This is a genomic window from Xanthomonas sp. BRIP62415, assembly GCF_003993515.1.
GTDB lineage: Bacteria > Pseudomonadota > Gammaproteobacteria > Xanthomonadales > Xanthomonadaceae > Xanthomonas > Xanthomonas euroxanthea.
In genome coordinates this window covers 1-14,142 of the sequence record NZ_QEZH01000028.1, presented here as the reverse complement: position 1 = coordinate 14,142, position 14,142 = coordinate 1, and the positions used below count along the sequence as shown (strand labels likewise).

Annotated in this window: 13 protein-coding genes and 1 pseudogene; 6 read left to right on the top strand and 8 right to left on the bottom strand. The window is 68.0% G+C overall.

What is annotated here, in order from left to right:
- Positions 1 to 53 precede the first annotated feature (53 nt).
- Positions 54 to 962: a glycine--tRNA ligase subunit alpha gene (gene glyQ / locus EO141_RS12775; RefSeq protein ID WP_104584364.1), complete on the bottom strand. Its 909-nt coding sequence runs from the start codon at positions 960 to 962 to the stop codon at positions 54 to 56.
- Positions 963 to 1,052: 90 nt separating this feature from the next.
- On the opposite strand from glyQ, the gene EO141_RS12770 reads away from it, so the two are divergent.
- From EO141_RS12770 to EO141_RS12760, 3 genes are all read left to right on the top strand, one after another.
- On the top strand, positions 1,053 to 2,867 hold the full coding sequence (locus tag EO141_RS12770) for a GspE/PulE family protein (RefSeq protein WP_127169376.1): 1,815 nt from the start codon (positions 1,053 to 1,055) through the stop codon (positions 2,865 to 2,867).
- A 533-nt stretch (positions 2,868 to 3,400) separates the two neighbouring features.
- Entirely contained in the window at positions 3,401 to 4,165 is a 765-nt protein-coding gene (locus EO141_RS12765) for a glutamine amidotransferase (protein WP_126943269.1), read from the top strand.
- Between the two features lie 45 nt (positions 4,166 to 4,210).
- Positions 4,211 to 5,110 (top strand): BPSS1780 family membrane protein, encoded by a 900-nt coding sequence (locus tag EO141_RS12760; RefSeq protein ID WP_104584360.1) that lies wholly within the window; start codon positions 4,211 to 4,213, stop codon positions 5,108 to 5,110.
- A gap of 123 nt (positions 5,111 to 5,233) precedes the next feature.
- Here the strand turns inward: EO141_RS12760 and tatC are convergent, their stop codons facing one another.
- The 4 genes from tatC to EO141_RS12740 all read right to left on the bottom strand — a co-directional run bounded on the left by tatC (position 5,234) and on the right by EO141_RS12740 (position 7,819).
- The gene (tatC, locus tag EO141_RS12755) at positions 5,234 to 5,971 is read right to left on the bottom strand and encodes a twin-arginine translocase subunit TatC (RefSeq protein WP_104584358.1); all 738 of its coding nucleotides are present in this window, start codon (positions 5,969 to 5,971) and stop codon (positions 5,234 to 5,236) included.
- Positions 5,968 to 6,600 carry a Sec-independent protein translocase protein TatB gene (tatB, locus tag EO141_RS12750; RefSeq protein WP_127169375.1) on the bottom strand — a complete coding sequence of 211 codons (633 nt, stop codon included), beginning with the start codon at positions 6,598 to 6,600 and terminating at the stop codon, positions 5,968 to 5,970. The genes tatC and tatB overlap by 4 nt, the downstream gene beginning before the upstream one ends.
- Positions 6,601 to 6,615: 15 nt before the next feature.
- Positions 6,616 to 6,843: a Sec-independent protein translocase subunit TatA gene (tatA, locus tag EO141_RS12745; protein WP_104584354.1), complete on the bottom strand. Its 228-nt coding sequence runs from the start codon at positions 6,841 to 6,843 to the stop codon at positions 6,616 to 6,618.
- 73 nt (positions 6,844 to 6,916) lie between these two features.
- Complete coding sequence (locus EO141_RS12740) at positions 6,917 to 7,819, bottom strand: YSC84-related protein (RefSeq protein ID WP_164739198.1); 903 nt, start codon at positions 7,817 to 7,819, stop codon at positions 6,917 to 6,919.
- A 152-nt stretch (positions 7,820 to 7,971) separates the two neighbouring features.
- On the opposite strand from EO141_RS12740, the gene hemH reads away from it, so the two are divergent.
- Positions 7,972 to 8,937: a ferrochelatase gene (gene hemH, locus EO141_RS12735; protein WP_104649908.1), complete on the top strand. Its 966-nt coding sequence runs from the start codon at positions 7,972 to 7,974 to the stop codon at positions 8,935 to 8,937.
- A gap of 2 nt (positions 8,938 to 8,939) precedes the next feature.
- The gene (locus tag EO141_RS12730; protein WP_104649861.1) at positions 8,940 to 9,806 is read left to right on the top strand and encodes an alpha/beta hydrolase; all 867 of its coding nucleotides are present in this window, start codon (positions 8,940 to 8,942) and stop codon (positions 9,804 to 9,806) included.
- A 78-nt stretch (positions 9,807 to 9,884) separates the two neighbouring features.
- Here the strand turns inward: EO141_RS12730 and EO141_RS12725 are convergent, their stop codons facing one another.
- The 3 genes from EO141_RS12725 to ttcA form a co-directional block, all read right to left on the bottom strand.
- Entirely contained in the window at positions 9,885 to 10,670 is a 786-nt protein-coding gene (locus EO141_RS12725) for a SprT family zinc-dependent metalloprotease (protein WP_164739197.1), read from the bottom strand.
- Positions 10,671 to 11,615: 945 nt separating this feature from the next.
- Entirely contained in the window at positions 11,616 to 12,521 is a 906-nt protein-coding gene (locus EO141_RS12715) for a recombination-associated protein RdgC (RefSeq protein ID WP_119132474.1), read from the bottom strand.
- A gap of 66 nt (positions 12,522 to 12,587) precedes the next feature.
- Positions 12,588 to 13,508, bottom strand: a complete 921-nt coding sequence (ttcA, locus tag EO141_RS12710; protein ID WP_115678228.1) for a tRNA 2-thiocytidine(32) synthetase TtcA — start codon at positions 13,506 to 13,508, stop codon at positions 12,588 to 12,590.
- A gap of 477 nt (positions 13,509 to 13,985) precedes the next feature.
- Between ttcA and EO141_RS12705 the strand changes: the two are divergent.
- Positions 13,986 to 14,142: pseudogene (locus tag EO141_RS12705) on the top strand (xylose isomerase); the annotation flags it as partial.

Sequence of the window (14,142 nt, the reverse complement as noted above, 5' to 3'; positions counted from 1 at the left end):
CCCCCATCCGCCCTGCGGGCACCTTCCCCCGCTGGCGGGGGAAGGACACAGCATCAGCGCTTGACTCCGGGAAAGCCCAGCTTCTCGCGTTGTGCGTAATACGCCTGCGCCACGCCCTGCGCCAGCGCGCGCACGCGCAGGATGTAGCGCTGGCGTTCGGTCACGCTGATCGCGCGGCGCGCATCCAGCAGGTTGAACGCGTGGCTGGCCTTGGTGACCTGCTCGTACGCCGGCAACGGCAGGCCGACCTCGACCAGGTGCTTGGCCTCGGCCTCGCAGGCGTCGAACCGATGGAACAGCTCGGCCACATTGGCATGCTCGAAGTTGTAGGCGCTCTGCTCCACCTCGTTCTGGTGGTACACATCGCCATAGCTCACCGGCGTGCCATCCGGGCCGTAGGTCCACACCAGGTCGTAGACGTTGTCGCAGCTCTGCAGGTACATGCACAGCCGTTCCAGCCCGTAGGTGATCTCGCCCAGTACCGGCTTGCACTCCAGTCCGCCGGCCTGCTGGAAGTAGGTGAACTGGGTCACCTCCATGCCGTTGAGCCAGACTTCCCAGCCCAGGCCCCAGGCGCCCAGGGTGGGCGATTCCCAGTTGTCCTCGACAAAGCGCAGGTCGTGCACCAGCGGGTCGATGCCCAGGGCCTTGAGCGAGCCCAGGTACAGGTCCTGGATATTGTCCGGGTTGGGCTTCATCGCCACCTGGTACTGGTAGTAACGCTGCAGGCGGTTGGGATTTTCGCCGTAGCGGCCGTCGGTGGGGCGGCGCGAGGGCTGTACGTAGGCCGCATTCCACGGCTCCGGTCCCAGCGCGCGCAGGAAGGTGGCCGGATGGAACGTGCCTGCGCCCACTTCCAGGTCCAGCGGCTGGATCAGCACGCAGCCTTGCTCGGCCCAGTACTGGTTGAGGGTCTGGATCAGGCCCTGGAAAGTGATTGGAACGCGCCGGGAATCGGACATGCAGCAAAGGCCGTGCGGAAGGGGTGCGCTAGTATACCGGCCGACCCGCAGCGCTTTGCCGCGGAGCACCGCTGCAGGGGAACCTCGAGCATGGAACAGCGGCGTACGGCCGATACTGAAAGCGCAGCGGCACTGTTGCCGCGCGGCCGCCTGATGTTCGACCCGGTGGCCGCCGCCCTGCTTGCAGACGGCATGGTGGTGCCGCACGAACATGAGCGCGTGCAGTTCTCTGCCGCCGGCGTGCGCAATGCCAGCGAGGTGCATCCGCTGGTGCTGCTGGCCAATCTCAAGCTGCATGCCGCGCAGCCGCCGGCCGGCGAACTCGGGCTGGAACGGCTGACCGAATGGCTGGCCACCCGCACCGGCCTGCGCTATCTGCGCATCGACCCGACCCGTATCGATGTGGCCGCGGTCACCGGCGTGGTCTCGCATGCCTACGCACGCCGCCACCGCATCCTGCCGCTGGCGCTGGATGCCGAGCGCGTGCTGATCGCCACCAGCGAGCCGCTGGCGCTGGACTGGCTGGCCGACGTGCAGCACCTGAGCCGGCGCCGCATCGAACTGGCGCTGATCAACCCGCTGGACCTGCACCGCTACACGATGGAGTTCTTCGGCGTGACCCAGTCGGTGCGCGGCGCGCGCGGCGATGTGCGCAGCGCCGAACCCGGTGCCGGCCTGCCCAGTTTCGAGCAGCTGGTGGAACTGGGCCGCGCCGGCGACGTCAATGCCGACGACCACCACATCGTGCATATCGTCGACTGGCTGCTGCAGTACGCCTACGAACAGCGGGCAAGCGACATCCATCTGGAGCCGCGTCGCGAGGCCGGGCGCATGCGTTTCCGTATCGACGGGGTGCTGCACAAGGTGCTGGAAGTGCCGCCGTCGGTGATGACCGCGGTGGTCAGCCGCATCAAGGTGCTCGGCCGCATGGACCTGGCCGAACGCCGCCGCCCGCAGGACGGCCGCATCAAGACCCGGTCGCCGGGTGGGCGCGAGGTGGAAATGCGCCTGTCCACGATGCCCACCGCGTTCGGCGAGAAGTGCGTGATGCGCATTTTCGACCCGGATTCGGCGTTCAAGAGCATCGAGCAACTCGGCTTCAGCCCGGAAGAAGCCGCCGGCTGGAGCGCGCTGGTCGAGCGCCCGCATGGCATCGTGCTGGTCACCGGCCCCACCGGCTCGGGCAAGACCACCACGCTGTATTCCACGCTCAAGCGCCTGGCCACGCCGGATGTGAACGTGTGCAGCGTGGAAGATCCGATCGAAATGATCGCGCCGGAATTCAACCAGATGCAGGTCCAGCAGAACATCGACCTGGATTTCGCCAGCGGCGTGCGCACGCTGCTGCGCCAGGACCCGGACATCATCATGATCGGCGAAATCCGCGACCTGGAAACCGCGCAGATGGCGGTGCAGGCCTCGCTGACCGGGCATCTGGTGCTGTCCACGCTGCACACCAACGACGCCGCCTCGGCGATCACCCGTTTGCTGGACCTGGGCGTGCCGCACTACCTGGTGGCCTCCACGCTCAACGGCGTGCTGGCGCAGCGGCTGGTACGCACCCTGTGCGTGCACTGCAAGCGCCCGCACACGCTCAGCGACGACGACTGGTCGGCGATCCGCGAGCCGGGCGAAGCGCTGCCGGAGGTGCTGAACGTGCACGCGCCGGTCGGCTGCCTGGAATGCCGCCGCACCGGCTACCTGGGCCGTGTCGGCCTGTACGAGCTGCTGCCGGTGACACCGCGTTTGCGCAGCATGATCCGCGCCGACACCGACCTGGCCAGCTTCAGCCACGCCGCCCGCGGCGAAGGCCTGCGCACGCTGCGCCGCACCGGCCTGGAAAAGGTCGCCGCCGGGCTGACCACGGTGGAAGAGGTGTTGTCGGTCCTGCCGCCGCGGGACTAGGCGGATCGCCTGGGACTTGCACGGTTATCGGCCCAGGCGACCCTCACCCCAACCCCCGCTCCGGGCCCCGGCCCGCGTGCGACGCGGGCGCTCCAAGGCACGCGCGCCAGTGGCGCGCAAGCCATGCCCTCTCGCCCCGGCGGGAGAGGCGCTCGCTCCGTTCTCCCACCTTCTCCCTTCTCCCACCGCGAGAAGGTGCCCGAAGGGCGGAAGGGTACGTCGGCACGCACATGCCGCCATTGGCAGGGGCTCCGCCTCACCATTGACCAGGTACACGGCACGGCCGAGTACAACCAGATCAGCGGCGCACGATCACCACGGCAACCGAATCGGCAACCGACGTGGCACAAACCATCTCAGCCATCACTGCTCTTACATCCACACAGCGCAAGTAGCCAGCTCCCCGCCCCCCAGCCATCAGCACATAGCCATCCGGCATAACCTTAGCTGCATGTATTGGCACGCCAATTGAAAAAAACCGGCGGGAGCTGCCTACAATCGGGCACATCAGTCGCTGCTGGATGCTCGTCCGCATGTCCGCCTTGCCGTTCCTGATCATCGAAACCGGGCATCCCGTGCCGGAGATGAAGCGATACGGCCGCTTTCGGCACTGGATCCGCGTTGCGGCCGGGCTGGCCGAACACGAAACCGTCGCCATCGATGTCGCCAACGGCGGCCGCCTGCCCGACCGCGCCGGCTTTGCCGGCACCATCGTCAGTGGCTCGGCCGCCTATGTCACCGACCGCGCCGACTGGAGCGAACGCAGTGCCGCCTGGCTGCGCGATGCCGCCCACCAGGGCATGCCGCTGCTGGGCATCTGCTACGGGCACCAGCTGCTGGCGCACGCGCTGGGCGGCGAGGTCGACTACAACCCGGCCGGGCGCGAATCCGGCACGATCGCGCTGGAACTGCACCCGCCAGCCGAGCAGGACCCTTTGTTTGCGGGCCTGCCGGCGCATTTCCCGGCGCACGCCACGCACATGCAGACCGTGGTGCGCGCCCCGGACGGGGCCATCGTGCTGGCGCATTCGCGCCAGGACCGCTGCCATGCCTTCCGCTGGGGCCAGGCCACCTGGGGCGTGCAGTTCCACCCCGAGTTCGCCACCCACCACATGCGCGGCTACGTGCAGGCGCGCGCCGAGTGCATCGCCCGCCACGGCCACTGCGCCCGCACGGTCGCCCGGGAGGTCACCGCCGCGCCGATCGCGCGCAAGCTGCTGCGCCGGTTCGTGCATCACGCACGCGGCCTGCAAACAGTGAGCACTCATCCCGCCGCACACACGCAAAAGCAGCGATAATCGCGCCACGCCGGATGGTCCGGTGCGTATCGATCCGGAATGGGAATGAGCGAAATCCGCAAGGTGCCGGCGTCTGCCGGCGCAGAATGGCTGTTGACCGGTTTCTCGCTGTTGAAGCGGGCGCCACTGGCGCTTGGCTCGCTGGGGGTGATCTGGAGCGTGGCCGCCACCCTGGTGGTGTCGCTGTCGGTGCTGGTGCCGCTGCTGGGCCCGGCCCTGCAGTTCCTGCTGGTGCTGGCCGGCCCGCTGTTCATGGGCGGCCTGCTGTGGGCGATCCGCGAGGTCGACGAAGGCCGCATCGCCAAGCCGTCGCATCTGCTGCACGGCTTGCAGGACGGCCGCGCGCCGCACCTGCTGGTGTCGCTGCTGCCGCAGCTGATCGCCGGCCTGCTGCTGGGCGTGCTGCTGCTGGTGATGATCGGCGCCAGCGGGCTGCAGCAGCTGTCCGAGGTGATGATCAAGATCAACCAGATCAGCCAGTCCGGCGCGCAGCCGGACCCGGTGCAGATCGAGCAGCTGGCCGCCAGCTTGCCGGCCGGCCGCATCCTGCTGTGGCTGCTGCTGACCATCGCCACCTTCGCGGCGATGACCCTGGCACTGTTCGTGATGCCGCCGCAGGTGATGTTCGACCGCAGCACCGGCGGCCACGCGCTGCGCGAGAGCCTGCGCGCCAGCCTGCACAACCTGCCGGCGATGCTGGTGTTCTTCGTGCTGGCCTTCATCGCCATCTTCGCGATCTATTTCGCGGTGATGATCGTGGCGCTGATCGTCGGCCTGGTCGCCGGCCAGACCGTGGCGATGTGGCTGGCCCAGCTGCTGCTGATGGCGGTGCTGATGCCGGTGTTCGCCGGCTCGGTCTACGCGGCCTGGAAGCAGATGTTCACGCACCAAGGCGCTTCTGCCCAGCCGACGACGCCCTCACGACCGGATGTGTTTGCGGCCTGAGCCCTCGCCCCGTAGGAGCGCACCTGGGCGCGACGAAGCGTTCGCCAGGAAGCCCCAGTCGCGCCCGGGTGCGCTCCTACGTGGGTGATTGGCGTCTGGGGCGATGCTGGCCCCGTCCGCGAACTAGGCGCTCTTCGGCCCCACCGCGCGCGAGGCGATGATGCCCAGCTCGTAGAGCAGGCACATCGGGATGGCCAGCATCAGCTGCGAGACCACGTCCGGCGGGGTGAGCACGGCGGCCAGGATGAAGATGCCGACGATGGCATAGCCGCGGCCTTCGCTCAGCTGCTTGGGGCTGACCCAGCCCAGCAGCACCAGGATCACCAGCGCCACCGGCAGCTCGAAGCTGGCACCGAAGGCGAAGAAGATCGCCAGCACGAAATCCAGGTAGGAATTGGCGTCCGGGGTAATGGCGATCACGTCCGGCTTGAACGTGGTCAGGAAGTGGAACACCGCCGGCAGCACCAGGAAATACGCGAACGCGCAGCCGATGTAGAACAGTGCCACCGCCGAGGCCAGCAACGGGAATGCGAGTTTCTTCTCGCGCTGGTACAGGCCCGGCGCCACGAAGGCCCAGGCCTGATACAGCAGCCACGGCACGCTGAAGAACACCGCCACGAAGAAGGTCAGCTTGAGCGGGGCGAAGAACGCGCCGGCCGGGTTCATCGCGATCATCGTCTGCCCCAGCGGCAGCTGCGAAATCAGCGGCGCGGCCAGCCACGAGTAGATTGCGCGGGAAAACGGCAACAGCGCCAGCAGCACCACGCCCAGGCCGATCAGGGCGCGCACCAGGCGTGCGCGCAGCTCGACCAGATGCTCGATCAGACTGCTTTCGGCCTGTGCGTCGTCGAACAGGCTCACGGCCGCTTCTCCTGGAGCTTGCCCGGCTCGGTCGGCTCGATCAGCGCCTCTGGCATGCCCGGCTCCATTGGCGAGGCAACCGGCGTCTGCGCGCTGGCATTGCCCAGATGCGCTGCATGCGGCGCCGGCACCACCGGGGCATGGGGGGCCGGCACCAATGTCTGATGGGGTGCCGGCGCCATGGGCCGTGCCTGGGCGATGACCGGTGCGGCCGCCGCATGTTCAGGCGCATCGGCGGCGCCCGCTGCCGGCGCGGCATTGGCCCCAGCCGACAGGTCCGCATGCGCCAGCTCCAGCGGCGTCGCCACCGGTGTCGTGGTGCTGCGGATATCGATATCGCGCCCGACCTCGTCGTGCAGCGCGCGGGCGCCCTGCTCCAGATGTTGCTGCTTGTTGCGCAGCTGGTCCTCGGCCTCGCGCAGCGAGGCCTGCACGTCCTGCAGGCTGCGCTTGAGCTCTTCGGCCTCCAGCTCGCGTTCCAGTTCCTGCTTGACCGAGTCCCATTGCATGCGCGCGCGGCGCACCCACAATCCGGCGAACCGGGCCGCCTTGGGCAGGCGCTCGGGACCGAGCACCACCAGGGCGACGATCGCGATCAGCGTCAGTTCGCCAACACCTATGTCAAACACCGACGCCGCTCCGGATCAACGCGCGTCGCGATCGCGCTCGGCCTGCGCCTCACGTGCCTGCTCGGCCGTGCGGCTGTCGTCGCCGAGCTTGCCGGCCGGCTTGTCCTCGTCGTGCATGCCTTTCTTGAATTCCTTGACCGCGCTGCCGAGATCCTTGGCACCGCTGGTGAGCCGCTTGGTACCGAACACCAGCAACACGATCACCAGCACGATCAGCCAGTGCCAAATGCTGAAACCGCCCATGATCTGCTCGCTTGCTGAAGAAGAAGGAAGGCGCAGGATACCCCAGCGCACCGCGCAGGGGGATGACAGCGCGTCAGCGGTTGCCGTCCAGCGATTCGGTGCGGATTTCGCCATCGGACACCGGCTGGAAACCCTGCTGCGGCGGTGGCGTGGTGCTGGGCTGCATCGGCACGGTGCTGGCCTCGTTGACCGCAGGCGGCGGTGTGGTGGCCGCCTGTGCCGGTGGCGGCGTTGCCGGACGCGGCGCGCTGGCGCTGTCGTCGGCGCTGCCATCGGTACCGCGATTGGCGCGTGCGGTGTAGGTCGCCTCTTCCAGGCGGTCGCGGAAGGCGATCACGTCGGTGGAGGCACGCTCGTTGGTACGGCCTTCGAAGATCATCCGCGGGGTGGCGCCGCCGCCGTAGGCGTTGAGGTCGGCGGCATCGTCGATCTGCAGCACCGCACCGTCCAGCGCCACGCCGGCGAACAGGCCACGGGCGCGCGACCACGACCAGATTTCGGCCTTGAGCTGGCCATCGGTGGCGGCGGCGGCATTGCGGCCGACCGGGCCGGCGGCCACACCGGCATCGGCACCGAGGGTGAACTTGCCGTTGACGATGTTGTCCAGGCTGCGGTCGTTGCGGAACACCAGCACCACGTCGGAGGACTGCACGCCGGCCTGGAAGCCGATGCTGCCGCCGGTGAGCTTGACGAAGACCGGCTGCGACCAGCTGCCGTCGGCATTCTTCATCGACATCAGGCCATGGCCGCGCCGGCCGCCGATCACCAACCCGGCCTTGAGCGTATCGGGGATGACCACGATGGCGCGCGCCTCGTCGAGCAGCTTGTCCGGGATGGCCTGCTCGGGAATCTTCATGATCTCGTTGAGCACCCGCACCGCGTTACGCGCGCGCTGGTCCTCTTCCGGGCCGGCGACGGCATGGCCGGCGGCGAAGGTCAGCGACAACAACAGGGCCAGGCGCGACAGACGAGGCATGACAAGCTCCAGGGGACGATCCGTCAAAGATAGCAATGGCGCGACGTTAGTGGTGGCGCAATGAATCGGTGGTGAGCGCAAGCGGGTGCCAGAGGCGGTCAATGGGGGCGATCGATGCGCTGTCCTCGGCAGCACTGCCGCGCTCTGCCAGAATGGCGCGCATGAACACCACCCCCGATACCGCCCTGCTGGTCGTCAATCTCGGCACCCCCGAGTCGCCCACCGCCCCGGCCGTGCGCCGCTACCTGGCCGAGTTCCTCAGCGACCGCCGCGTGGTCGCGATCCCGCCGCTGTTCTGGAAGCCGCTGCTGTACGGGGTGATCCTGCCCATCCGCGGGCCCAAGTCGGCCGAGAAATACGCCAAGGTCTGGCTGCCGGATGGCTCGCCACTGGCTGTGTACACGCGTCGGCTGGCCGAAGGCCTGAAGGAGGTCATGCCGGACTGGCACGTGGAATGGGCCATGCGCTACGGCGCCCCGGCGCTGCGCAAGACGCTGGACGGCCTGCGTGCGCGCGGCATCCGGCGCATCGTGGTGCTGCCGCTGTACCCGCAGTACTCGACCACGACGACCGCATCGATCCAGGACGTGATCGACGCCTGGCGCCCGGGCGCACCGGAGATCGCGGTGGAGGTGATCCAGGAGTATTGCGAAGACGCCGGCTGGGTCGCGGCGATCGCCGATTCGATCCGTGCGCACTGGCAGGCGCACGGGCGCAGCGAGAAACTGATGTTCTCCTTCCACGGCCTGCCGCAGCGCGTGGCCAATGCCGGCGATCCGTATCCGCAGCAATGCGAGCGCAGCGCGCAGGCCATCGTCGCCGCGCTGGGCCTGGGCGCGGACGAATGGCAGATGGGCTACCAGTCGCGCTTCGGCTCGGAGCGTTGGCTGCAGCCCTATGCCGAACCGACCTTGTGGAAACTGGCCGAAGGCGGCGTGCGCAGCTTCGACCTGGTCTGCCCGGGTTTTGCCACCGATTGCCTGGAAACCCTGGAGGAAGTGGCGCTGGGCTTTGCCGAAACGCTGGCCGAACGCGGCGCCACCCTGAGTTACATCCCCTGCCTCAATGCCAGCCCGGCACATGCGCAGGCACTGGCCGCCGTGGCGCGGCGCGCGTGAGGTTGGAGCCGTTTGCGTGCGACCTGGCGATCGGCCGGGTCACCGGACTGCGCAACCCGGACCGTGGCCCGCGCCGGGTGCTGGCCCTGCATGGGTGGCTGGACAACGCCGCCAGCTTCCTGCCGCTGAGCGCGCACCTGCATGCACAGGACCTGGACCTGGTCCTGCTCGATCTGCCCGGCCACGGCCATAGCGCGTGGTTGCCGGTCGGTGCCGAGTACACGCTCAGCAGCGCGATCGGCATTCTGCTGCAGGTGGCCGATGCGCTGGGCTGGGAGCGCTTCAGCGTGCTCGGCCACTCGCTGGGCGGCGGTGTTGCCAGCCTGCTGGCCGCCGCGGCGCCGGAACGCGTGGAGGCGCTGATCGCGATCGAGGCGCTGGGCGCACTGGCCGAGCCGGTGGAAGGCACCGCCACCCGCCTGCGCGATGCGATTGCCTCGGCACGCACCTTGTCACAGCGGCCGCTGCGCGTGTTTCCGTCGATGGAGATGCCGGTGCGCGCACGCATGATGGCCAACCAGCTCACCGAACCGGCCGCGCGGCTGCTGGTGGAGCGCGGCGTGTGCGCGGTCGAAGGCGGCTACAGCTGGTGCAGCGACCCGCGCCTGACCCTGCCCACGGCCATCCGCATGACCGAAGCGCAGATCGACGTGCTGCTGGCCTCCATCGCCTGCCCGGTCCAGGCCATCTTCGCCACGCCGGCGCAGGTGTACTTCCCCGCTGCCTTGCGCGATCACCGCGTGGCGCTGATGCGCGATGCGCGCCTGCAGTTGTTGCCCGGCACCCACCATGTGCATATGGAAGTGCCGGACGCGGTGGCGGCGGTGATCAACGGATTCCTGGCGTCGCTGCCGCCGCAGCGCGCGTGATGCAGGTGAGGCAAGCATGCGTCGGCGCGATGCGAATGCGCTGAAGTTCCTGCCGTTTGTTGCCCTGCACGCGACAGCTCACTCAGCCTGCAACAACCGCCGCAGCTGCGCCTTGAGCTGGCGCCCGTGTTCGTGGAAATAGCTGCGCTCGTCGCGCCAGGCGGGAAAGCGCTGCTCCACCTCGGCCCAGAACGCAGGCGAGTGATTGGCCTGCAGCAGGTGGCAGAGCTCGTGCACCAGCACGTATTCGAACGCGGACGGGCGGCCGAGCACCAGCGCCAGGTCCAGCGCCATCGAGCCATCCGGTGCCAGCGAACCCCACTGCGAGGACATCACCTTCAGCCGCACCCGCGCCGGCGCGCGCGGCAGGCCGGGCAGATAGCTCGGCAACCAGCGTCCGACATCGGCGCGCGCCTGTGCTTCGTAGAATTCCTTCAACGTGCGGCGCAGGCCTGCATCACCTAGACGCGTAGGCACATGGAACTGCGCGCCGTCGTCGGTGACCTCGATACGTGCGTAGCGCCCGTCGTGCCAGCTCAGCGGCAACAAGGCGCCGCGTAACGGCAGCAACCCCGGCACGCCACGCGCCAGTGCCGGAAACGCATCGACCTGCTGATAACGCGACAGCTGCGTGCCCAACCAGTCCAGGTGCGCCAGCAGAAAGCGCTCGCCCGACACCAGGCTTGCGCGCAGCGGCAGGGTCAGCCGCGCACCGCGTTCGTCGACGCTGAGCTTGATGCGCCGCGCACGCGGGTCGCGCACGCGCAGGACCGCGATTTCGCGCCCGTCCAGTTGCACGCGCACGCAGTCGCGTTCGACAACCTGCGGGGCGGGCGCGATCAGACGGCGGACGGGCTTGAACATGGACACAGGATAGCGCTGCGATGTGTCAGGTGGTGAGATGGCGCGATTGATACATGCGATGTGACGGCGTGTCCTGCGAGCGGTGAGGGCGCCGCGCCATCGACGCTGCGCGTTGGTGCAGGGCCCTTGCCTGCCCACCATCGCAGGACACGCCGCAAGTACGTCCCTGTAGGCTCTTACGCGGCATCCATGCCGCGTAAGGTCCCGCGACGGTGAGCGGGCAAGGACCCATCGAGATGGTCGGTGTGTGTGGTTGCAAGCAGTGCATGACGTGCTCTGGTCGGATCGCGGGGCGTTCGCTCAACCTCTCGCAATTTTCCCATCGCAAGTCGAATGGCAGACCGGCCTCTAATACGCAATCTACAAACGCCTGCCCACCGCAAGCCAAGCGCCACGCTTTCAAGAAAGCAGCCGACCAACTGTCTGGTGCGGTGTCCTCGCCGGTTGCGGGACCGTGTGGCGGCATGGATGCCGCCACCGAGCCCCCAGGGACGGGTTCACGGCGTGTCCCTCAAGCGGTGAGGGCACCGCGCCCTCGACGCTGCGCGTTGGTGCAGGGCCCTTGCCTGCCCACCATCGCAGGACACGCCGCAAGTACGTCCCTGTAGGCTCTTACGCGGCATCCATGCCGCGTAAGGTCCCGCGACGGTGAGCAGGCAAGGACCTGTCGAGATAGTCGGTGTGCACGGTAAGAGCGGTGTTGGATGCGTCGTTCGCTCATGACGTATCAGCTCCATGTCGACCAACTGTCTGGTGCGGAGGCCTTACCGGTTGCGGAACCGTGTGGCGGCATGGATGCCGCCACCGAGCCCCCAGGGACGGGTTCACGGCGTGTCCCGCAAGCGGTGAGGACACCGCGCCCGCGACGCTGCGAGCTGTTGTTTTAGACCTCGGATGATTCAAGCGGCGCATCGCCCCTTGACGCCGCCGCCGTTCGAAACCTGGTTACTCCGCCTTGCTCAGCTTCAGCGCGGTTTCCAGCAGCAGGAACAGGCGCCGGATTTCGGCGCTCATCAGTGCGAAGCGCGCGTCGAGTTCGGCGCGCGCGCCGTCGTCTTCGCTGTGTTCGAGCTGGTCCAGTGCGCCATCGAGGAACTTGAGCTTGCGGATCACCAGATCGTCGCCGAGCACGAACGACAGATTGTCGTCCAGCACCAGCGCCAGCTTGGTCACCTGCTTGCCGGCTTCCAGGTGCTTGTCGATCTCGTCGCCGCGCAATTCCTGGTGCTGGCACTTGACCACCGCGCCGCCTTCGATCGGGTCCTTCATCTCGCATTCTTCGCCCAGGCTCAGGCCTTCGGGCAGGGGTTCGCCGGCGATCCAGCCGGTGAGGATGGCGCGCGGTGCGACTTCGGCGTTCAACGGCAGTGCCGGGAAGCTGCCGAGCGCGCCGCGGATCTCGCTCATCACGTTCTCGCCGCTCTTGCGGCTGGAGCTGTTGACCGCGATGTAGCCGTGCTGCAGGTCCAGGATGGCATCGGTCCGCGAGCTCTTGACGAAGGCGCGCGGCAACAGCTCATGGATCAGGTCGTCCTTCAGGCGCTTGCGCGCCTTGCCGCCGGGGCGACGGCCTTCCTTCTCCTCGATCTCGGCAACCTTGCGCTCGAGCAGGTCGTTGACCACCGCGCCGGGCAGGATCTTGTCCTCGCCACCGACGGTGAGCCAGAGGAAATCTTCCAGACGATGCGAGAGCACGTCCTGCTCGTCGCGGCCGAACGGGGAAATGAAACCGCGCGAGCTCATTTCCAGCGGGCCGACCGGCTTGAGCTGCACCTGCGGCAGCAGCGTGTCGATCTCGGAGAAATCCAGCGTGGTCGGGAAACGGAACAGGGTGAGATTACGAAAGAACATGCGTCAGACCGAAGAGGAGGAAGAAACGTGGAGGGTGGGAAGACTGCCGCCGCCGTGGTGGCCGCGTCAGTCGCTGTCGTGTGCGCTGTCGCCTGCGGCGAGCCAGGCGCTGGAATCGAGATCAGGATCGGGCGGTGCTGCATCGCCATTGCGGCCCAGCGCCAGGAAATCGAACAGGGTGCGGTCGGCCAGTTGCTCGGGCCGTACATCGGCCAGCGCGCGGGCGATCTGCTCGACCCGCCCGGGCTGCTCGCGGTCCCATTGCTGCAGCATGCGGCCGACCTGCTGGCGCTGCAGGTTTTCCTGGCTGCCGCACAGGTTGCACGGGATGATCGGGAACTGGCGCGCCTGCGCGTAAGCGGCGATGTCGGCTTCGCGCACATAGGCCAGCGGGCGGATCACCACGTGCTGGCCGTCGTCGCTGCGCAGCTTGGGCGCCATCGCCGCGAGCCGGGCGTGGTGGAACAGGTTCATGAAGAACGTGGCGACGATGTCGTCGCGATGATGGCCGAGCGCGATCTTGGTCACGCCGTGCGCCTGCGCATAGGCATACAGCGCGCCGCGCCGCAGCCGCGAGCACAGCGAACACATGGTCTTGCCGGCCGGGATCACCCGGCTGACCACCGAATAGGTGTCCTGCTCGACGATGGCGAACGGCACGTCCAGTCCGCGCAGATAGGTGGGCAGGACGTGGGCGGGAAAGTCGGGCTGCTTCTGGTCCAGATTGACCGCCACCAGGGTGAACGGCACCGGCGCCTTGCGCTGCAGCTGCAGCAGCATGTCCAGCAAGGTGTAGCTGTCCTTGCCGCCGGACAGGCACACCATGATCTTGTCGCCGGGCGCGATCATGCCGAAGTCTGCAATCGCCTGGCCCACCTGGCGCTGCAGGCGTTTGCCCAGGCGCAGCTGCTCACGCTGCAGCCGCTGGCGCGGGTCGCGCGGCGCGGGGTCGGCCAGGGGTTGCGGCAGCGGCAGGACAGCGGTCATAAGCCGGCCATTGTAGCTGCCCGGCGCGCGGCGGGCCGGCGCCGCGCGTACGCGGCTGAACGGGCGGTCAGCCGCTTGCGGGCGGAGTGTTCGGCGTGCGTCTGGTGGTGCTGCGGCGTCAGCGGGCCCAGCGCGACCGCGTGGTGCGCAGGTCGTCGGGGCGGCGCACATCTCGCAGCGCAGCAAGCCTTTCGGCGCCGGGCTGGGTAAAGTCGGGCAGACCGCTTCACTCGGGATCGGCATGGCATCTCCAGCTTCGCTCCACCGCGCGGCTTTTTTCGGTCGCAGGTGTGGTAGCGCTAACATTTTGTGCGACGTGGGTCAGGCCCTGCCCCCGTATGTGTCCCCGGCACTGATCGAGCGTGCGCGCTGCTGGCGCGGTGGCGGTGCGCATGCACGATCGCCGCGCTGCGTGACTGGCCCCTGGTCTGCAACGCCCTTCTTTCTTCCCTCGCCTCATTGCAGGAGTTCCACCCCATGAGCAACACCGTCTACATCGGCGCCAAGGAATATTTCCCCGGTATCGGCAAGATCGGCTTCGAAGGCCGCGACTCGGACAACCCGCTGGCCTTCAAGGTCTACGACGCCAACAAGCAGATCGGCGACAAGACCATGGCCGAGCATCTGCGCTTTG